Source organism: Nocardioides sp. zg-DK7169 (assembly GCF_013155365.1).
Lineage (GTDB): Bacteria > Actinomycetota > Actinomycetes > Propionibacteriales > Nocardioidaceae > Nocardioides.
Genome location: NZ_JABJRA010000017.1, coordinates 1 through 18,727, shown reverse-complemented (window position 1 = coordinate 18,727; position 18,727 = coordinate 1). Strand labels below are relative to the sequence as shown.

General features: G+C 72.7%; 23 protein-coding genes and 1 pseudogene. 12 read left to right on the top strand and 12 right to left on the bottom strand.

What is annotated here, in order from left to right; genetic code table 11:
• Position 1: 1 nt before the first annotated feature.
• Genes HOQ23_RS19700 through HOQ23_RS19685 form a run of 4 tightly spaced genes read left to right on the top strand, consistent with a single transcriptional unit; the run spans position 2 to position 3,164 of the window.
• Positions 2–1,066 (top strand): glycosyltransferase, encoded by a 1,065-nt coding sequence (locus tag HOQ23_RS19700; protein ID WP_172217183.1) that lies wholly within the window; start codon positions 2–4, stop codon positions 1,064–1,066.
• On the top strand, positions 1,063–2,097 hold the full coding sequence (locus HOQ23_RS19695; RefSeq protein ID WP_172217181.1) for a glycosyltransferase: 1,035 nt from the start codon (positions 1,063–1,065) through the stop codon (positions 2,095–2,097). Before HOQ23_RS19700 ends, HOQ23_RS19695 begins: the two co-directional genes overlap by 4 nt.
• Positions 2,094–2,915 (top strand): galactosyltransferase-related protein, encoded by an 822-nt coding sequence (locus tag HOQ23_RS19690; protein WP_172217179.1) that lies wholly within the window; start codon positions 2,094–2,096, stop codon positions 2,913–2,915. Before HOQ23_RS19695 ends, HOQ23_RS19690 begins: the two co-directional genes overlap by 4 nt.
• 51 nt (positions 2,916–2,966) lie before the next feature.
• On the top strand, positions 2,967–3,164 hold the full coding sequence (locus HOQ23_RS19685) for a hypothetical protein (RefSeq protein WP_172217177.1): 198 nt from the start codon (positions 2,967–2,969) through the stop codon (positions 3,162–3,164).
• Between the two features lie 45 nt (positions 3,165–3,209).
• Here the strand turns inward: HOQ23_RS19685 and HOQ23_RS19680 are convergent, their stop codons facing one another.
• The 4 genes from HOQ23_RS19680 to HOQ23_RS19665 form a co-directional block, all read right to left on the bottom strand.
• Positions 3,210–3,734, bottom strand: coding sequence for a DUF2243 domain-containing protein (locus tag HOQ23_RS19680; protein WP_172217175.1), 525 nt, complete (start codon positions 3,732–3,734; stop codon positions 3,210–3,212).
• A gap of 63 nt (positions 3,735–3,797) precedes the next feature.
• Entirely contained in the window at positions 3,798–4,580 is a 783-nt protein-coding gene (locus HOQ23_RS19675) for a hypothetical protein (protein WP_172217173.1), read from the bottom strand.
• Positions 4,581–4,654: 74 nt separating this feature from the next.
• The gene (locus HOQ23_RS19670) at positions 4,655–5,017 is read right to left on the bottom strand and encodes a hypothetical protein (RefSeq protein ID WP_172217171.1); all 363 of its coding nucleotides are present in this window, start codon (positions 5,015–5,017) and stop codon (positions 4,655–4,657) included.
• 3 nt (positions 5,018–5,020) lie between these two features.
• The gene (locus tag HOQ23_RS19665; protein ID WP_172217169.1) at positions 5,021–5,401 is read right to left on the bottom strand and encodes a hypothetical protein; all 381 of its coding nucleotides are present in this window, start codon (positions 5,399–5,401) and stop codon (positions 5,021–5,023) included.
• Positions 5,402–5,665: 264 nt separating this feature from the next.
• Between HOQ23_RS19665 and bluB the strand changes: the two genes are divergently transcribed.
• On the top strand, positions 5,666–6,292 hold the full coding sequence (bluB, locus tag HOQ23_RS19660; protein WP_172217167.1) for a 5,6-dimethylbenzimidazole synthase: 627 nt from the start codon (positions 5,666–5,668) through the stop codon (positions 6,290–6,292).
• A gap of 50 nt (positions 6,293–6,342) precedes the next feature.
• Positions 6,343–8,007, top strand: a complete 1,665-nt coding sequence (locus tag HOQ23_RS19655) for an MFS transporter (RefSeq protein WP_367650592.1) — start codon at positions 6,343–6,345, stop codon at positions 8,005–8,007.
• A gap of 13 nt (positions 8,008–8,020) precedes the next feature.
• Here HOQ23_RS19655 and HOQ23_RS19650 read toward each other — a convergent pair whose 3' ends face one another.
• Positions 8,021–9,283: an HNH endonuclease signature motif containing protein gene (locus HOQ23_RS19650; RefSeq protein WP_172217157.1), complete on the bottom strand. Its 1,263-nt coding sequence runs from the start codon at positions 9,281–9,283 to the stop codon at positions 8,021–8,023.
• Between the two features lie 170 nt (positions 9,284–9,453).
• Here HOQ23_RS19650 and HOQ23_RS19645 point away from each other — a divergent pair, with 170 nt between their 5' ends.
• The 3 genes and pseudogenes from HOQ23_RS19645 to HOQ23_RS19635 all read left to right on the top strand — a co-directional run bounded on the left by HOQ23_RS19645 (position 9,454) and on the right by HOQ23_RS19635 (position 10,702).
• A complete protein-coding gene (locus tag HOQ23_RS19645; RefSeq protein ID WP_172217155.1) occupies positions 9,454–10,020 on the top strand; it encodes a GNAT family N-acetyltransferase in 567 nt (188 codons plus the stop codon).
• A 126-nt stretch (positions 10,021–10,146) separates the two neighbouring features.
• Positions 10,147–10,299, top strand: a pseudogene (locus tag HOQ23_RS19640) (hypothetical protein); the annotation flags it as partial.
• Positions 10,298–10,702 (top strand): nitroreductase/quinone reductase family protein, encoded by a 405-nt coding sequence (locus HOQ23_RS19635; protein WP_172217270.1) that lies wholly within the window; start codon positions 10,298–10,300, stop codon positions 10,700–10,702. The pseudogene HOQ23_RS19640 and the gene HOQ23_RS19635, both read left to right, overlap by 2 nt.
• Positions 10,703–10,803: 101 nt before the next feature.
• Here the strand turns inward: HOQ23_RS19635 and HOQ23_RS19630 are convergent, their stop codons facing one another.
• The 3 genes from HOQ23_RS19630 to HOQ23_RS19620 form a co-directional block, all read right to left on the bottom strand.
• Positions 10,804–11,319 carry a TetR family transcriptional regulator C-terminal domain-containing protein gene (locus HOQ23_RS19630; protein WP_172217153.1) on the bottom strand — a complete coding sequence of 172 codons (516 nt, stop codon included), beginning with the start codon at positions 11,317–11,319 and terminating at the stop codon, positions 10,804–10,806.
• A complete protein-coding gene (locus HOQ23_RS19625) occupies positions 11,316–11,516 on the bottom strand; it encodes a DUF5708 family protein (RefSeq protein WP_172217151.1) in 201 nt (66 codons plus the stop codon). Before HOQ23_RS19625 ends, HOQ23_RS19630 begins: the two co-directional genes overlap by 4 nt.
• A gap of 140 nt (positions 11,517–11,656) precedes the next feature.
• Positions 11,657–13,099, bottom strand: coding sequence for an MFS transporter (locus HOQ23_RS19620; protein WP_172217149.1), 1,443 nt, complete (start codon positions 13,097–13,099; stop codon positions 11,657–11,659).
• A 254-nt stretch (positions 13,100–13,353) separates the two neighbouring features.
• Between HOQ23_RS19620 and HOQ23_RS19615 the strand changes: the two genes are divergently transcribed.
• From HOQ23_RS19615 to HOQ23_RS19605, 3 genes are read left to right on the top strand one after another with little or no spacing between them, the layout of a single operon-like run.
• Entirely contained in the window at positions 13,354–14,142 is a 789-nt protein-coding gene (locus HOQ23_RS19615) for a transporter substrate-binding domain-containing protein (protein WP_172217147.1), read from the top strand.
• A gap of 47 nt (positions 14,143–14,189) precedes the next feature.
• Positions 14,190–14,981 carry an amino acid ABC transporter permease gene (locus HOQ23_RS19610; protein WP_172217145.1) on the top strand — a complete coding sequence of 264 codons (792 nt, stop codon included), beginning with the start codon at positions 14,190–14,192 and terminating at the stop codon, positions 14,979–14,981.
• A complete protein-coding gene (locus tag HOQ23_RS19605) occupies positions 14,981–15,754 on the top strand; it encodes an amino acid ABC transporter ATP-binding protein (protein WP_172217143.1) in 774 nt (257 codons plus the stop codon). The genes HOQ23_RS19610 and HOQ23_RS19605 overlap by 1 nt, the downstream gene beginning before the upstream one ends.
• 50 nt (positions 15,755–15,804) lie before the next feature.
• Here HOQ23_RS19605 and HOQ23_RS19600 read toward each other — a convergent pair whose 3' ends face one another.
• The 4 genes from HOQ23_RS19600 to HOQ23_RS19585 all read right to left on the bottom strand — a co-directional run bounded on the left by HOQ23_RS19600 (position 15,805) and on the right by HOQ23_RS19585 (position 18,242).
• The gene (locus HOQ23_RS19600) at positions 15,805–16,410 is read right to left on the bottom strand and encodes a DUF6518 family protein (protein WP_172217141.1); all 606 of its coding nucleotides are present in this window, start codon (positions 16,408–16,410) and stop codon (positions 15,805–15,807) included.
• A 134-nt stretch (positions 16,411–16,544) separates the two neighbouring features.
• A complete protein-coding gene (locus HOQ23_RS19595) occupies positions 16,545–16,886 on the bottom strand; it encodes a hypothetical protein (protein WP_172217139.1) in 342 nt (113 codons plus the stop codon).
• 182 nt (positions 16,887–17,068) lie between these two features.
• Positions 17,069–17,713: a class I SAM-dependent methyltransferase gene (locus HOQ23_RS19590; RefSeq protein ID WP_172217137.1), complete on the bottom strand. Its 645-nt coding sequence runs from the start codon at positions 17,711–17,713 to the stop codon at positions 17,069–17,071.
• Positions 17,706–18,242 carry a 2'-5' RNA ligase family protein gene (locus HOQ23_RS19585; protein ID WP_172217135.1) on the bottom strand — a complete coding sequence of 179 codons (537 nt, stop codon included), beginning with the start codon at positions 18,240–18,242 and terminating at the stop codon, positions 17,706–17,708. Before HOQ23_RS19585 ends, HOQ23_RS19590 begins: the two co-directional genes overlap by 8 nt.
• Positions 18,243–18,727 lie beyond the last annotated feature (485 nt).

Here is an 18,727-nt window from a genome sequence, read left to right as displayed (position 1 = left end):
CATGCGCGTCTGCCTGATCGCCTCGAGCCGCTACCCGGTGCGTGAGCCGTTCGCCGGCGGGCTGGAGGCACTGACCCACCAGCTCGCCCGGCAGCTCGCCGCCCGCGGGCACGAGGTCTCCCTCTTCGCCGCGTCCGGCAGCGACCCGGACCTGCCCGTCACCCTCATCGACGCCGGGACCTTCGAGGCCAGCCCGGCCGCCCAGCGCGACGTCAACGCCCCCGCGGCGACCTGGATGGCCGAGCACCACGCCTACCTCTCGCTGATGCTGGACCTCGCCCGCGACGGCGCCGGGCGCTTCGACCTGGTCCACAACCACAGCCTCCACCACCTGCCCGTCGCGATGGCGCCGATGCTCGACGTCCCGCTGCTCACGACCCTGCACACCCCGCCGGTCCCGTGGCTGGAGTCGGCGATCGCCACCGCGCCCGGCGCCTCGGCGTTCACCGCGGTGAGCCGGCGCACCGCGCAGGCCTGGTCCCACGTCGTCGCCAGCGACACCGTGCTGAACGGCGTGGACGTCGAGACCTGGTCGCTCGGGCCCGGCGGGGGACCGGCGGTGTGGTCGGGCCGGCTGGTGCGCGAGAAGGCGCCGCACGTCGCGATCGACGCGGCCCGCGCCGCCGGGCTGCCGATCGTGCTCGTCGGCCCGGCCCCCGATCCCGACTACTTCCGCGAGCACGTCGCGCCGCGGCTGGGACCCGACGCGGTCCACGCCGGACACCTCGACCACCGCGCGCTCGCGCGGCTGCTGGGGCGCGCGGCCGTGGCTGTCGTGACGCCGGAGTGGGACGAGCCCTACGGGCTGGTCGCCGCGGAGGCGATGGCCTGCGGGACCCCGGTCGCGGCGTACGCGCGCGGCGCGCTGCCCGAGCTGGTCGACGAGGGCGTCGGCGCCCTCGCCCGGCCCGGGGACCCCGCGGACCTCGCGGCGGCGATCGACCGGGCCCGGCGCTGCGACCGGCGCGCGGTGCGCCGGCACGCGGTGGAGCGGCTCTCGGCGGACCGGATGGTGAGCGAGTACGAGCAGCGCTACGCCCGCCTCGTCGGGGCCGAGGCCGCATGATCGGCTACTACGTCCACCACCAGGGCCGCGGGCACCTGCACCGCGCCCTGGCCGTGCAGGAGGCGCTCGGCGAGCCGGTCACGGTGCTGTCCTCGCTCGAGCCGCCGCCCGACCAGCGGGTCGGCTGGGTGCGGCTGGAGCGCGACGACCTCGGTGTCGAGCCGGGAGACGAGGGGGGCCGGGAGTCCCGCGACGTCACCGCCCGGGGTCGGCTGCACTGGGTGCCGCGCGGCGACACCGGCCTAGCGGCGCGGATGCAGCAGGTCTCCGCGTGGCTGGTCGCCGCCCGCCCGCGGCTGCTGGTCGCCGACGTGTCGGTCGAGGTCGCGCTGCTCGCGCGGCTGCACGGCGTACCGGTGGTGGGCGTGGTGCTGCCCGGTCGCCGCGACGACGCCGCGCACCTGCTCGGCTTCGACGTCGCCGACCGGTTGGTGGGAATGTGGCCGCCCGAGGTGACCCCGGCGATGCTGCCCGGCCTCCCCGCGCCCGTCGTACGACGGGTGCACGCGGTCGGTGCGCTGTCGCGTCGACCGGTGGTCGAGCCGGGCACCCGCCGGCCGGGACCGCCGCGGGTCGTGGTGCTCGGCGGCGCCGGGGGCTCGCAGATCTCCGAGGCGGCCCTCGCCGAGGCGATGCGCTCCGCGCCGGGCTGGGAGTGGCGGGTCTGCGGACCGCCCGGCCCCTGGGTGGAGGACCCGCACGCCCTGGTCCGCGACGCCGACGTGGTGATCACCCACGCCGGGCAGAACGCCGTCGCCGAGGTCGCCGCGGCCCGGCGCCCGGCGGTGCTCGTGCCGCAGGAGCGCCCGCACGAGGAGCAGCGGGTCTCCGCGGCCGCGATCCGCGCCGGCGGCTGGCCGGTCCTGGTCGAGCAGGACCTCCCGACCACCGGCTGGGCCGAGCGCCTCACGCGCGCCGCGGCGCTCGACGGGACCCGCTGGGCGACCTGGTGCGACGGCGCCGCCGCGCAGCGGTTCGCCGCGGTGCTGGCACCGGAGCGGGCGGGGGAGCCCGTGGAGGTGCCGGCGTGACCGCGGTCGGCGTGGTGAGCGTCGTGCACGGGCGCCACGACCACCTGCGCGCCCAGCAGGCCACCCTCGCCCGGGGGGAGCGGGCGCCCGACGTCTACGTCGTGGTGGCGATGGGCGACCCCGAGGTCGAGCGGGTGCTGGCGGGCGGCGGCGCGCAGGCGCAGGTGCTGGCCCTCGAGGCAGACCCGCGTCGGCTGCCGCTCGCGGCCGCCCGCAACCGGGGCTTCGAGGCCGCCTTCGCCGCCGGCTGCGACGTGGTCGTCGGCCTCGACGTGGACTGCCTGGCCGGTCCCGGGCTGGTCGCCGGCTACGCCGACGCCGTGACCACCGACCCCGACCGGGTCTGGTCGGGCCCGGTGACCTACCTGTCCCCGCCTGGCCCGGGCGGCTACCCGCTGGACCGCCTCGAGGAGCTCGACGACCCCCACCCCGCCAGGCCCGCCCCGGCACCCGGGGCGGTCGAGACCGGGGGAGACCCCGACCTGTTCTGGTCGCTGTCCTTCGCGCTGTCGGCGCAGGCATGGGAGCGCACCGGCGGCTTCGACGAGGCCTACGCCGGGTACGGCGCGGAGGACACCGACTTCGGGCGCCGGGTCGTGCGCGCGGGGCTGGACCTGGCCTGGGTCGGCGCCGCGCGGGCCTACCACCAGCACCACCCGGTGAGCAGCCCTCCGATCGAGCACCTCGACGACATCCTGCGCAACGGCCGGCTCTACCGCGCCCGCTGGGGCAGCTGGCCGATGCGCGGCTGGCTGGAGGAGTTCGAGCGCCGCGGCCTGGTGGCCCGCCGTGGTGAGGACTGGGTGCGCCTCGGCTGACCTCGCCCCCCGGGGCGCGGCGTCGTGGCCGCGGGTGGGTACCGGCCCGGCGTGTACGAGGACGAGAAGCCATGTGAGGTCTGCGGATCCCCGGTCCGGCTGCGGGCGCGCCGCGACGTCGGCGCCGCGGAGGCGGCGAGCGACGGGCCGGTGGGGCCCGCCGACGGTGTGGTCGGCGCCGGGGACGACCCGGTGGACGAGCGGGTCTGCCAGAACCCCGACTGCCCGACCCGCACCGGCGGCGGCTGAGCCACCGCCGGCGGCTCGGGTCGCCGAGGCCGCGGTGGCGGAGGATCAGCGGGCGGCCACGTGCCCGGTGTCGTCGGTCCGCCGCGCGCTCGCCGTCCCGCGTCGCTGGAGCAGCTCGCCCACGACCACCAGCACCGCGCCGAGGGCCAGGAACCCCAGGTCCCACGACAGCGGGCCGCCGAGGTCGTCGCGCACGTGGTGCACGCCGAGCAGCTGGTGGTTGACCAGCCCCTCGGCGAGGTTGAACAGCCCCCAGCCGCTCAGCACGCCGCCTGCGTGGAAGGTCCACGACGGGGCGAGGCGGCCCTGGCGCCACAGCGCGACGGTGACGATCGAGGCGGCGACCACGACGAACCACGTGAAGATGTGGAAGAACCCGTCGGCCATGGTGTTGACCTCCAGGCCGGCGAGGGTGTCCGGGTCGTGCGAGGTGGCGCTCGCCATGTGGTGCCACTGCAGGACCTGGTGCAGGACGATGCCGTCGAGGAAGCCACCGAGGCCGATGCCGAAGAGCAGGCCGGGGGCGCGGGAGGGACGCTGATCCTCGATCAGCGGGGTCGTGTCGGTCATGGGTGCCCTGTTCCCGTCCGCGCGCCGCGACACGCGCCTCCGGTCAGGTGACCTGCTCGGCCGTCAGCGGGTGACGATCCGCTTCCACGGCCCCCGCGGGACGTCGCGGGCGTCGACGAAGCGCCAGGAGACCCGGTCGCGCATGCCGTTGAGCGCGCGGAAGCCCAGGCACCCGTTGAGGGCGGGGGAGACGTCCATGCCGGCGTTGTTGTAGCGCTTCGAGGCCGGGCGGGCGTCGCGGTGGCCGAAGACGTAGCGGGCGTCGTGGTACTTCCCGGGCCCGGCGTCCTGCACCTGGCCGTAGCAGGTGCGTCCCCGCGAGCGGACCTGCACCCAGCGGTTCTTCATCAGGCTCACGGAGCGGTCGTCGACGAGGTCGGCGTACCGCGGGCGGGACGCCCAGGGGACCACCGCGCCGCGGCGGCGGAAGCCGATGCGGTCGTTGAGGTCGTCGTAGGGCACGTCGAGGTAGAAGGGGTTCTGCTTGGGCGTCATGTGCCGCGGGAACCAGCCGTCGCGCCGGAGGCGTCGCTCGGTGCGGCACACGCCCTTGCGGATGCGTCCGTCGCAGCCGCCGTAGCTGGCGTACCAGTCGTCGTCGTAGGTCGAGATCATCTGGCTGCCGTCGGGGGCGTCCGGGTCGAAGACCTCCCCGACCCAGAACGTCGTGGCCACGATCCGCGTGTGCCAGGGGTACGTCGCGCGCTTCGGCGCCGCGGCGCCCGGGCTGTCGGAGACCGGACCGGCGAGCGCCGGGGCGCCGGCCAGCACGGACGCGAGGAGCACCAGCACGCTGACGGTGGCGCTCGCGGTGGTGTGCCACCGGGTCGCGGTCGGTCGGGCCACGGGAACCTCCAGGATGTCGACTGCGAGGCACGCCACGCTAGCGGCCGTCGCCCCTGTTCAGGGATGCGGCGGCCCTACTCCAGCACCCCGAGCACGTTGCCGAGGACGAGCGCGAGGACGAACGCCCAGCCGCCGCCGGTGCGGGGCCGTGCCGGGCGCGCGACCGGCCTGGCCGACAGGACCCCCGACAGCGCCAGGAAGGCCAGCGAGCCCACCGGCCCGGTCAGGAGGATCAGCCAGAACCACCCCCACGGCGTGACCCGCCGGGGCTCCGGGCTCAGCGCGAGCAGCACCAGGGTGGCGAAGCACGCCAGGGTGTACGCCCATCCGGTGCCTGCAGGGGCGACCCAGCCGAGGGCCGCGGGACCTTGCGGGTGGGGGCCCCTGGTGCGACCGACCTCGAGGTCGGGGTCGAGCGTGCGCAGCGCGTCGGGCACCGGCTACCTCAGGACGGCGCTGACCTCGCCCCAGTTCGGCACGGGACGACGCGGGCTCGCCTCGATGACGGTGGTCGTGTGGTCCACCCACCCCTCCCGCCAGGTGATCCGGACGGTGACGGAGCCACGGCCGCGCAGGCCCGGGGACACCTCGACCGCACTGACGTCGCCGTCGCGGATCGCGGCCCGCAGGTCGTCGTACGACGAGGCGCGGTGGCCCTCGAGGACGCTGAACGTCAGGAGAGCCAGCCAGGCGCCGAGCAGCAGGACGGCCACCGCCTGGGTCACCCGCAGCAGCCGGCGGTCCCAGCGTCGCGTCGGGCCCTGCGAGGCAGGGGCGGGGCCGGTCGCGGGCGCGTGCTCGAGGGAGCGTGCAGGTTCCACAGGTGCCCTCTCGGCAGCGGATGTCGAGCGGAGCCTACGGGGCTCAGCCGCCCGGTCGGGGTGACCCAGCGGCCGCCCCGGTTCTTCCAGAACTCCAGCACCCGGGAGTCCAGGCGCACCCGCGTGCTGACGGTCCGCCCCGGCAGGGATGCTGGCGGGCCCCCTGTCCCGGCCCGCCCGCCCTGGCGCGTGCCGTGGGTGCGGTACGCCGGCGGACCGTCGCGGTGGAATCATCGGGTTCCCCACCCCCGAGGAGAGACCCCGATGGACCTGTACGACGTCATGGCGCGGCGGCGCGACACCCGCGCGGAGTTCACCGGGAGGCCGCCGCGCGCGGAGGTCCTGGAGCGGGTGCTCGGCGCGGCCCACCTGGCCCCGAGCGTGGGGACGTCGCAGCCGTGGGTGTTCGTGACGGTGCGCGACCCCGACCGGCTGGCGGCCTTCCGCGATCACGTGGAGACCGAGCGGCAGGTGTTCGCCGCCTCGCTGGACGGCGAGCGCGCCGAGACGTTCGCGCGGATCAAGGTCGAGGGGATCCTCGAGTCCGGCCTTGGGGTCGTGGTCGGCTACGACCCGACCACCGCGGGGGAGCAGGTGCTCGGGCGCCACGCCATCGCCGACGCCGGGCTCTACTCGGTGTGCCTGGCCATCCAGAACCTCTGGCTCGCGGCCACCGCCGAGGACCTGGGCGTGGGCTGGGTGAGCTTCTACCGCGAGGAGTTCCTCCGCGACCTGGTCGGCTTCCCTGCGCACGTGCGGCCCGTCGCCTGGCTCTGCGTCGGTGAGGTGGCCCACCTCCCCGCCGTACCCGACCTGGAGCGGTTCGGGTGGCGCGACCGCGGGCCGCTGGTGGTGCACGAGGAGACCTACGTCCCCGCCGGTGGAGCCTGACGGGAACCACGCTCGGGGACGACGAACCGGTGCAGTGAGATGGTGACGGGGTGAGCGCGCCGTCGCAGGCTCCCGGGACCGGCCTCGGTGGCGCGCGCAGCGGCCTGCTCGTCCTCGCCGTCGCGGTCTTCGCCGCCATCACCACCGAGCTGCTGCCGGTCGGCCTGCTTCCCCAGATCGGCACGGCGTTCGGGGTCAGCGACGCCACGGCCGGCCTGCTCGTCAGCGCGTACGCCGTGATGGTCGCAGTGCTGTCGGTCCCGCTCGCGCTCGCGACCCGGCGGCTGCCGCGCAAGCCGGTCCTGCTCGCCACCCTGGTCGGCTACCTCGTGAGCAACGCGGTGTCGGCTGCCGCGCCGAGCTTCGCCGTCCTCGCGGCCGGTCGGGTCGTCGGCGGCGTCACCCACGCCCTCTTCTTCTCGGTGTGCATCGGCTACGCGGCCCGGCTGGTCCCGGCGACCCGGACCGGCCGGGCGATGGCGCTCGCGTCGGTCGGGATCTCCGGCGGCCTCGTGCTCGGGGTGCCGCTCACCACGGCGCTGGGCGACGCCTTCGGCTGGCGGGCCGCGTTCGGCGTGCTCGCCGGGCTGGTCGTCCTCGTCCTGGCGCTGGCGGCGGTCGTGCTGCCGCCGGTCGAGGGACCGCGCGACGACGACGCGGCGTACTCGGGACGGCGCGGCGACCTGGCCACCGTGGTCGCGGCGAACGGCGTGACCTACCTGGGCACCTACGTCCTGTACTCCTACGTCAGCATCCTGCTGCGCGACGCCGGGGCACCCGCCGGGTGGACCGGCCCGATCCTGCTCCTCTTCGGCGTCTGCGGGCTCGTCGGGCTGCGCGTCGCCGCGACCGGGCTCGACCGCCGCCCGCACGGCAGCGCGGTCGTTATCCCGGCGCTGATGGCGGCGGGCACGGTCGCCGTGGCGCTGGCCTACCCGCGGCTCGGCCTTGTCGTCGTGGCCGGCATGTGCTGGCTGGCGGCCTTCGGGCCGGCCGCGTCGCTGTACCAGTCCGCCTCGGTCCGCACGGCGGCGAGCGCGCCGGAGACCGCCGGCGCGTGGATCAACGCCAGCAGCAACGCCGGCATCGCCACCGGCGCCGCCCTCGGGGGAGCGGTGATGGGCGCCGCGGGGCTCACCTGGATGGCCTGGACCTCGGCCGGGATGGTCGCGGTCTCCGCGGTCCTCGCCCTGGTGGCCCGCTCGGCCTTCGAGCCCCGCGAGACCGTGCCCGGCCCCGGGTCGCCGCCCACGAGTCCGTACGGTGGGCGCGGCGGAAAGGAGTGGGACGTGGCTGATCGGGACCGGAACGCCGACGGGCGGGCCCAGCAGGCGCGGCCGCGCGACGCGCTCGGGCGACCGCTGGCATACGGCGCGGTCGGCGTCGAGCCGATCTCCGAGGAGCCGCGCCCGCCGGCGGAGACCCTCGCCTACGCCCGCGAGCTGCTGGACCAGGGGCGCCCGTTCGCGGCGCACGAGGCCCTGGAGGTGCGCTGGAAGTCGTGCCCGGAGCCGGAGCGCGAGCTCTGGCAGGGCCTCGCCCAGCTGTGCGTCGGCCTGACCCACCACGAGCGCGGCAACGCGGTCGGTGCCGCCCGGCTGGTCGAGCGGGCCGCGGGCCGGCTCGCGGCGTACGCGCGCAGCGGCGGACCGACGTACGGCCTCGACCTCGACGCGGTCGTCGGGTGCGCCCGGGAGCGGGTGGAGGAGGGGTGAGGACCCGGTCGGTCTACGTCCGCCGGGCGAACCGGATGTCGCCGTTGGGCATGCGTTGGTGCAGGTAGCGCTCGTCGTGGACCAGGTGATGGTGATGGGCGCAGAGGAGCAGGCCGTTGGCCAGATCGGTCCGCCCGCCGGAGGCCCAGGGGCGTAGGTGGTGTGCCTCGCACCACGTGGCGGGGATCGTGCAGCCGTCGGCGCGGCACTCGCGGTCGCGGATCGCCAGCGCCTTGCGCTGCCCGGGACTGAACAGCCGGGTGGCGTGGCCGAGGTCGAGGGGCACCGAACGGGTGCCGAGGACTGCGGGCACGAGGTTGGCCGTGCAGGCGAGTCGCCGGGCGTCGCCCGCGGTGATCCGGGACCCGTCGGCCAGGGTCGCGGACCCGAGCCCCTCGATCAGCGACGTGAGGTCGATGGTGATCACCAGCGTCGTGGCGTCGCCGCCGTGCAGCGGCAGCCTCGCGGGGTCGAGGGCCTCCAGCAGGGAGCAGAAGGCCTCCCCGAGGCGCCGCTCGTAGGGCACCCGCCGCCCGTCGTCCGCGGGATCGGAGCCAGCGTCGTCACCGGCTCGGCGCGGGTTCGTGAACGCCTCCAGCGCGGTGGCCAGTCGCAGCGCCGTCGCTTCGGGGACGCGCGCCTTGACCAGCGCGGTCCCGTCGCCCAAACGCTGCGTCCTCAGCCAGGTACGCCGCCGCGCGTGGCGCTCCGCGTCCCGCAGGCGCCGTTCCTCGAGCTGCTCGGCCCACCGGGGCGCGACGACCTCGAGGATCCGCTCACCCAGGCGGTGCAGCGCGCGGGGGCCGAACTCCGCGGCCTGCTCGACCAGGTGGGTCTCCGCCCGATCCAGCACCTCGGCCCATTGCGGGGCCGTCGCGTCGACCAGGGCGCCGGCGTGGGCCAGGTCGTCGAGCGCGGCGACGATCACGTGGCCCTGGTCCACGCTCACCGCGCCGCGCAGCAGCGCCGCGCCGAGGTGGTGGAAGTGCTGCTCGCACGCGACCCCGAGCCGCTGCGCGCGCCGCGTCGTGGCGGACGACTCGTGGGTGCGGTGGGTCAGCCAGGACGCGACGTCGCGGTGCCCGTCGGCGTCCGCGACGTCCTCGGCACACGCGATCACCCGCGCTCGCAGCGCCTGGGCGCGGGAGCAGACCTGCGCCATCATCAGCAACGCCTGGCGCTTCTCCGTCAGCGACAGGAAGACCGGATCCCGCGCCGCCAGCTTGTCGAGGAACTCGCTGACGCAGCCCACTTCGGCGAGGTAGGGATGAGCCATGTCGGCCATCGGAGCCTCCCGAGACGGAGTGTGAGAGTGGTGCGATCAATGCCTCCATCGTACAGGTGTTCGAGGACAGTTTCGGGGGCGCGAGCCCGGCTGTGGAGAACCACCGCGGGTGCTCGGCGGCGTACCGTGGCCGCCCGGCCGTGACGGAAGGATGTGCGCGCATGAGGATCCCCGGGACGACACCGCACCTGCGGACCCCGCGCACGTTGCTGCGACCGTTTCGACCCGATGACGTCGACGGGATGATCCGCTGCGGCAAGGACCCCGAGATCGTGCGGATGTTCGGCGGCTCTCCGGACTTCGACGAGCCGGTCCCGATGTCTCGCGACGAGGCGTCGGCGTGGTTCGAGCACGTGACGGCGGACGCGAACCCGCTCCACTGGGCGGTGCAGCACGACGGACGGTTCATCGGCACGGCGCGGTTGCACGGCGTCGTCGAAGACGACCGACGCGCCAGGTATGCGGTCGGCTTCCACGACCGTGTCGTTCTCGGCAGGGGCCTGGGCCTCGAAGTCACCCGAGCGGTCGCGACCTACGGCTTCACGGTGGTCGGGCTGCACCGCATCGACCTGCGCGTCCTGGCGTACAACACCCGGGCAATCCGCTGCTACCGGCGGGCCGGATTCGTCGAGGAAGGGCGCGAGCGCGAATCAGCCTTCGTCGACGGCACGTGGCACGACGACGTCATCATGGCGATGCTGGAGCACGAGGTCGCAGCCGGGCGGTGAGCCCCGAGCGGGCGCCGCGGGACGGGTCTCAGGCGCCGGCCGACGAGCCCGGCCCGGGCGTGGCGTACCGGGCGGCGGTGGTGCGGACGGCCTCGTCGACCACCTGAGCGACGCGTTCGGCGAGCCATGTGCGTGCCTTCCAGCGGAGGGGGCGAACGTGGTGATCGGGGACATCGAGCCGAAGGCGGCGCCGCCCTCGCCGACGAGCTCGGGACCCGCGCCCGCTTCACCCACCTCGACGTGACCGACGAGAGCTCGTGGTCCGCCGCCGTGCTGGCTGCCGAGAGCGCCTTCGGCGGCCTGGACGTGCTCGTCAACAACGCGGGCGTGCAGAACCCGCCAGACGGGACGCCGCACCGGCCGGCCGCGCCGCATCGAGATCTTCTTCTGCCGCGCTGTGGGCTCCACCTACCTGTGCAGCGGCGCCGGTGGGGGTGCCACCGACTGGCACGCGAACCTCCTCGCCGATCCCGCCTTCACCTTCCACCTCAAGAACGGGGTCCGTGCAGACCTCCCGGCACTGGCCACGCCGGTCACCGACCCGGCCGAACGTCGGGCCGTGCTGGAGGAGATCGTCGCGGATCTCAACCAGCCCCACGACCCTGGCACCATCCGACCGACTCGCCTCGCGGACTGGGCCGACGGTCGGCTGATGCGGATCAGCTTCCTCGACCGGCCGTGAGCGGGCCATCTCGGGCGGCGCGGGACCGCGCAGCAACGAGACAGCGGTGCCGCGCAGCCACCTGGTGACTGCGCAGCACCGCTGTCCGGTGCGGGCCGGTCTCAGGCAGCCTCGAGCCGGGCGACGAACGGCGCCACCGTGCGCTCGACGAGGACCCGACGCGCTGGGCGCGGCAGCATCAGGCACTGGAGGGTGACGCCGTCGATCATCGCGAAGAGCTGGGACGCCGCGTGGTCGGTCAGGCCCTGGTCGGCGAACCAGCGGCGAAGCTCCTCGTCGAGCCGAGCCGACGTCGCCGCCAGGTCCGCGTCCACGGCTGCGATCGCCGCGTACGCCAGCCAGACGCGGGCGCGGCGCTCGCGGGGCTCGTCCAGCGGCAGCCACTGCTCCACGACACCCATCAGCGTGGTGGGCTTCGCGGCCGCGACGTCGGCGAGGAGCTGTTCGCCTGCGTGGTCGAAGGCGGCGCGCACCAGCTCGCTCTTCGTGCGGTAGTAGTACTGCACCTGCGCCGCAGACACGCCCGCGGCCGCGGCGACGCTGCGGACGCTGAGCGCCCCGACGCCCTGCTCGGCGAGCACCGCCAGCACGCCGTCGAGCACGCGAGCGGCGCTCATCGATCTTGCGGTCGCCGCGACCGGCCGATCGACCACCCGGTCGCAGCGAGCTCGACCAGCCCGAGCACCGCGATCACGAGTCCGGCCTGACGCAGGCCGACCACCGGGGTCTCGACGTCATGGAGGAGGAAGAACATCGCCAGGCCGCCGAGGGTCATGACCGCGCCGATGCACAGGTCCCGTCCGTGTCTGCTCATGCTGTGCTCCGTCCTGTACGTATGTACAGGACGAACGCGGGACCGGCCGGGCATGCACAAGCCGCTGCTCAGCGCAGCAGCTCCGCACCGGATCTGGTCCGGTGCGGAGCTGAGCGGTACGGCGCACGACGAGGCGAGCCTCAGTGAGCGGCGACCACCGCGTCGGTCGGCGGCGCGACCGCGGCCCTCGGGCCACGGATGAGCGCGAAGGAGGTGACGGCGCCGAGCACCATCACCCAGGCGGCGGCGAACAGGACGTCGCCGTACGCGCCGGCGAGCGCGGGCATCCGCGCGGTGCCCGAGCCCAGGGCGTCGGTCAGCGAGGAGCTGTAGAGCGCGGTGAAGACCGCGACCGCGATCGAGCCGCCGACGTGCATGGAGGCGTTGGCGAGCGCGGAGGCGACGCCGGCGTCGTGCGGGTCGACGCCGGAGAGGGCGAGGTTCTGCAGCGGCACGAAGATCAGCGAGAAGCCGAGGCCCATCACGACCATGCCGGGGAGCACCTCGGACCAGTAGCTGCCCTCGGCGGTGATGCCGCTGAGGAAGAACAGCCCGGCCGCCGCGAGCAGCGGGCCGACGGTGAGCACCACGCGCGGGCCGAAGGTGGTGAAGAGCTTCGTGGAGATCGGCGCGGTCGCCATGATGACCACGGTCATCGCGACGTTGCCGAAGCCGGCGGCCAGCGGGCTCATGCCCAGCACGATCTGGAAGTGGAAGGTCAGGTAGAGCATCGCGCCGACCATGACCACGCCGACGAAGGCCTGCAGCAGGAACGCGCCGCCGCGCACCCGGTCGCGCACCACGCGCAGGGGCAGCAGCGGGTGGGAGGTGCGGCCCTGCCACCACACGAAGACGGCCAGCAGCACGACGCCGGCAGCCAGGAAGCCGAGCGTGTCGGCCTCGCCCCAGCCGTGCTCGGCGCGGGCGAAGCCGTAGATCAGCGCGCCGAGGCCCAGCGCGACGGTGAGGGTGCCGAGCACGTCGTAGCGGGTGTCGCCCTGCGCGCGGCTCTCGACCAGCAGCAGCTTGCCGCCGATGAGCCCCGCCACCACGAAGAACACGTTGACCAGCAGGCACCAGCGCCAGTCGGCGTACTGGGTGAGCGCGCCGCCGAGCAGGAAGCCGAACGCCGCTCCGGTGCCGGCGATGATGCCGAAGACGGCGAAGGCGATGTTCCGGTCCCGACCGCTGGGGAACAGTACGGCGACCATCGCCAGCGCGGCCGGCGCGAGCAGCGCGGCGAACACGCCCTGCAGCCCGCGGGCGGCGATGAGCTCTGCGCCCGACTGCGCGAGGCCGCCCCACGCGGAGGCGACGCCGAAGCCGAGCATGCCGACCATGAAGGTCCGCTTGCGCCCCCAGTAGTCCGCGATCCGACCACCGAGCAGGAGCAGCGCGGAGAAGGTGACGGCGTACGCGGTCACCACCCACTGCCGCTGTCCGTCGTCGATGCCGAGGTCGGCCTGGGCGGCCGGGAGGGCGATGGCGACGATCGTGCCGTCGAGGACGACCATCAGCTGGGTGAGGCCGAGCACGACGAGGGCCCACCAGCGCGTGCTGGGGGCAGGGGAGGGTGAGGACATGCAGGAGGCTCCAGTGGTGCCGGGAGGGCTCTGGAGGTTTCCAGCCTCGGACCGCCGGCGCGAGAGCGCACGTTCGCCTCACCCGGTCCGTCCCGGGTCAGAAGGAACAACGTAGCCCACGGCACGGCCGGGGTCCGGCTCCGGCGGGCGTGACCTCGGCGACAGCTCGCCGTCGGACGGGAATCCGGTTCCAGATCGTGAAATCCCGGACCCGAGGAGGCCTAGCCGACCCTCGATCTGGTTAAGAGACAGCCATGAGGACTCGAAACTTCGCCATCGCCCTGAGCGCGGCCGCGCTCGCGCTGGGCGCGGCAGGCTGCGCCAAGGACGACACGACCACCGTGACCGAGTCCGGTGCCAAACTGCTCGAGGACGGCACGCTGACCATCTGCACCCACCTGCCGTACAAGCCGTTCGAGTTCCAGCAGGGAGGCGAGGTCGTCGGCTTCGACCCCGACGTGCTCACGATCGCCGCCGACGCGCAGGGCTGGGACACCGAGGTCGTCGACCTGGGCTGGGAGAGCATCTCCTCCGGCGAGGCGCTCAACACCGGCAAGTGCGACGTGGCCGCCGGCGCCATGACCATCAATCCCGAGCGGGAGGCGGTCATGGACTTCACCGACCCCTACTTCGAGGCGACCCAGGCGCTCATGGTCAAGACCGGGTCCGGCATCTCCTCCCTCGACGATCTGGCCGGCAAGACGATCGCGGTCCAGGACGCGACCACCGGCGCGGACTTCATGCGCGAGAACGCTCCGGCGGACGCCGAGATCATCTCCTTCGAGGACTCCGCGCTGATGCAGCAGGCGGTCAAGACCGGCAAGGCCGACGCCGGCGTCAACGACAATGGCCTGCTCAACTTCTTCGTCAGCCAGAACCCCGACGTCGAGGTCGTCGAGGAGTTCTCCACCGACGAGTCCTACGGCTTCGCGGTCAAGAAGGACGACAACGACGGGCTGCTCACGATCATCAACGACGCGATCGCCAGCGACGACTACGACAAGGTCTACGAGAAGTGGTTCGGCAAGGCGCCGACCGAGTGAGCGCGCCGATGAGCCTCCTCACGACCCTCACCGCGAGGAGCTGAGCGGTGGCGAGCCCACGACAGCGCGCCCAGCGGTGGCGCGCGGTCCAGTACGCCGTACTCCTGCTGATCGTCGTCGCGGTCGTCCTGCTCGCCGACTGGGGCCAGCTGCGACGCGCGTTCTTCAACTGGGAACTGGTCCAGGAGCAGTTCCCCGACGTCATCACGATCGCGTTGAAGAACACGATCATCTACACGGCGTGCGGCTTCGCGTTCGGTCTGGTGCTGGGCCTGGTGCTGGCGTTGATGCGGCTCTCGAGCGTGGGGCCGTACCGCTGGCTCGCGACGTTCGTGATCGAGCTGTTCCGCGGCCTGCCGGCCCTGGTGGTCTTCATCGGGCTGAGCGTGGGGTTCAGCCTGGCGTTTCCCGACCGGGAGATCCCGTTCGGCAACCTCGGCATCGTGACCCTGGCGTTGGGTCTGGTCGGCGGCGCCTACATGGCCGAGACCATCCGGGCCGGCATCCAGGCGGTGCCGAAGGGGCAGATGGAGGCGGCGCGGTCGCTGGGCATGTCCCACTCGCGCGCCATGATCAGCGTGGTGATCCCGCAGGCCTTCCGGATCATCCTGCCGCCGCTGACCAACGAGCTGATCCTGCTCACCAAGGACTCCTCGCTGGTCTACATTCTCGGCCTGGCGCTCGCGGACTACGAGCTCACCAAGTTCGGTCGTGAGGCTATGAACGCCAACGCCAACATGACGCCGCTCGTGGTGGTCGCACTGTGCTACCTGCTGATCACGGTGCCGCTGTCGATCGTCGTACGTCGCATGGAGAGCCGTGCGGAGAGGGCCCGTTGATGAGCAACGCTCAGACCAGCACCGAGACCAGCACCCTGCGCAGCGACGCCGCGATCGACGTGCAGGACCTGCACAAGTACTTCGGTGACAACCAGGTGCTCAAGGGCATCGACTTCCACGTCGGCAACGGCCAGGTCGTCTGCGTGATCGGCCCCTCGGGGTCGGGCAAGTCGACGCTGCTGCGCTGCGTGAACCTGCTGGAGGTCCCGACCAAGGGCAAGATCCTGATCGAGGGGGAGGAGATCACCGACCCTGACGCCGACGTGGACAAGCTCCGCTCGCGCATCGGGATGGTGTTCCAGCAGTTCAACCTGTTCCCGCACATGACCGTGCTGAAGAACCTCACGATCGCCCAGCAGAAGGTCGCGCACCGCAAGAAGGACGAGGCGGTCGAGATCGCGCGGGCCAACCTCGCGAAGGTCGGGCTGGCCGAGAAGGAGTCGGCCTATCCCGCGCATCTCTCGGGCGGACAGATGCAGCGCGTCGCGATCGCGCGGGCGCTGTCGATGCAGCCGGACATGATGCTCTTCGACGAGCCCACCTCCGCGCTCGACCCCGAGCTGGTCGGCGACGTCCTGGCCGTCATGAAGGACCTCGCCGCCGAGGGCATGACGATGATGGTCGTCACCCACGAGATGGGCTTCGCCCGCGAGGTCGGCGACAAGCTGGTCTTCATGGACGACGGGGTCATCCTCGAGGAGGGCGACCCCGCCGCGGTCCTCGCCGACCCGCAGCACGAGCGGACGCGGTCGTTCCTGTCGAAGGTGCTGTAGGCCTTTCACCTGGCGCCCGCCCGCGCGAGGAGCGGCCCGTCGTTGCGGGTTCAGGCCACCCCGTTGAGCACGCCGTACCCCAGGCTCAGCACACCGGTGGCCGCCGCGGCGCTGGCGACGACACCTGCCGCGGCGGCAGGCGTGCGCAGGCGTGTGGCCGTGACTGCGACCAAGGCGGCGCCGGCCACGAGGCAGGCGGTCCAGTAGACCGGGCTCGTGGTGGAGCGGACGAGGGTCAGGCCGTAGATCCCGTCCGCGATCAGTACGCCCGCGAGGGCTCCGGCGCCGAGCGCGGCGTGGACGGCGCGGCGGCCTACGACCGCGGCTGCCGCGATGCCGACGAAGGGACCGGCGATGATGCCGACCACGCCCCAGAACAGCGGGTCGTAGGCGAGCCCGCGCAGCTCGGAGGCGACGGTGTAGCCCAGCACCAGGACAACGAACGAGGCCACCCCGAGCACCGCGCCCAGAGCCAGTGACGGCCGCGCCGCAGCGACGAGCAGGGCGGTCAGCGCCGTCCAGCCGGAGGGCGAGTTGGCGAACGACGCGAGCGCATCCGGCAGCACGCCCTGGGCCCACGAGGTCAGGCCGCCGAGCAGCAGGCTCGCGCCGACGACGGCCAGGACGGAGAAGAGGATGCGCGGGAAGGGGGTCACGGGCCCATCTTGGGCGCCGACTGCGTGCGATCGGCGTCGTTCGGGCCCGCGCGGTACCTGGGTCCAGGAAGTCGGTACCTGCGAAGGAGATGACGTCCAACACTCGAGCGGTCGACTCCGCGGGCGCGGCGTGATCAGGGCCCGCCCATCAGGGCGTACGCATGGACGTGCGCTCCGTCCTTCACGACGATGACGGTGCTGGTGCCTGCGTCGCGCCGGGACGTGTAGATCTCGCCCCCGCCCGGCGTCTCGCCTTCGAGAACGTAGCGACTGGGAACCGCGTCGGACTGCTCGCCGCCGCGGTGGTAGTCGCGGCCCTCGAAGTGGATCTTGGGCGGGGCCGCTGATGGGGTGAGGGTCCATTCCCAGCCATAGCGGTGGTTCTCCGTCAGGCGGACGCCAAGCGCAACGGCGGCTACCGCCAGCACCAGGGCGAAGAGGACTAGGACGTGCCGTCGCCCGCCGACATTCGTCATGGCTGGAGAGTACGGGTTGGCGCGATCCCTTCGCGCCCGTCCGGGCAGAGTGCCCGCACCACCGGCAGATCCAGCCACTGTCGTGCGTGCCATCGCGGTGCTAAGACGCACCTCTCGAAGCGCGCGGATCGCGGCATGTGCGGACGTGTTCTGGAGACGCGTTACGAGATCCGGGCTTGTGGTCAGTTCCGCCGTGCCATCAAGTAGCAGCGGCGGCTGGGGTACTCGGAGTCGCTGAACGGCTGTCGAATGGTCGTCAACATCACCGTGAAGCCAGCGGCCTCGACGTCGCTGGTCACCGCATCGGGTTCGAGGAAGTACCCGTCGATGTGGACTGCATGACCGAACCAACTGGTCGCGTGGTTGACCGTACCCACGGCGAACTCGGGACTGTCGATGTGAAAGGCGAGCAGCAGCCAACCACCCGGTCGTACGGTCCGGGCGAACTCACGGCACGCGGTTGTCCGCTCGTCGGGGGTGAGGTGGATGATCGAGTACAGGGCGATCGCACCGGACCAAGCGCTGTCGATGACCGGGAGTTGAAGCATCGAGCCTGCCGCGAACGCTATCTCTGGCGCATGCTCGCGTGCGACGTCGAGCATGCCGACCGACAGGTCGACGCCGATCACGTCGGCCCCGCGTTCGGCCAAGAATCTGGTGACGTGTCCCGGGCCGCAACCCAGGTCCGCGATGGGTCCCCCGTCCACCAGACTCAAGAAGCCTTCCAGCAATGCGCGGTCCAGTGGTTTGAGGGTGAGTTCGTCGCTATACGCCGAGTCGTAAGCGCGGGCGACCGCGTCGTAGGTCCCGCGAACGTCGTCAGCCATGCAGTGCCCCCAACGGGAACCTGGCTGCCCTGCCCCAAGCGCCGCCTGCCTCGGTTTGAGTCATGAGCGTGACTTGTCTGGCGCATCCATAGATGGGCAGCAGTCCTTCCACCGCACGCTCGGCGGCGTGCATCTCTACTGGGTCGCAACCGTGAGCGATTGTCAGGTGAGGGACCACGTCAGCGAACTGGCCCGCGAACGGCGGAAAGTCGGGAAACGCGCTGTAGACGTGTTCTGTCAACGTCCGGAACGGTTGGGGATCCTCCGGCGCGAGCCACAAGACATCGTGGTCGAACCATGACGTGTGCGTCAGTTTGACGTCGAACGGCTTCGCAGCGGCGAAGAGTTGCCGGAGCCGGGCCAAGATCGTCGAATCGATCTGAACCGGTGGCATGAACGGGAAGAGCACCGTGATGTGCGCAGGAACGCCGAGCCGGGCGTTGGCGTCCAGAGCGTCGCGGTGCCGATCCACCGCCGTCTCCGACTCAGGGTCGATTATCAACCCGCTCTGGGGGAGCACCTCACTCATGCCCGGAGCCTATGCGAGGACTCGGACAGGACGACGGTGCTGCGGGCCGCTCATCGGCTGCGCGGAAAGCGACAAATCCGGGTGTCGGACTTGTCAGGACCTTGCATATGGCGCGAGTGAGCGTCGGCCCGCCATGGCGTCCGCACATCGGCATGTGAGTACGTTTCGACTCGCGCCGATAGGCGGCGAAATGACGCGCTGTACCAACGGCCCCTGCTGTCGGCGGAGGTTGCTGGCGTGTGAGCTCGGACTAGCCAGGCTTCACCTCGGCCTGGGCGCTCCGCGTTCCCACCAATCGATTGCCGATTCTCCTCGGAGCTGGCTTGCGGTGATCTCGACGTCGCCCAGGTTGCAGAACTGTCGCGTGCCGGGTCTGATGGAGGCTCTCATTCCACGGAAGGATGAGAGTCATGGCAGCACCGAGGAAGTACCCGGACGAGCTTCGGGAGCGGGCGATCCGGATGGCGGTCGATCTGCGGCGTGAC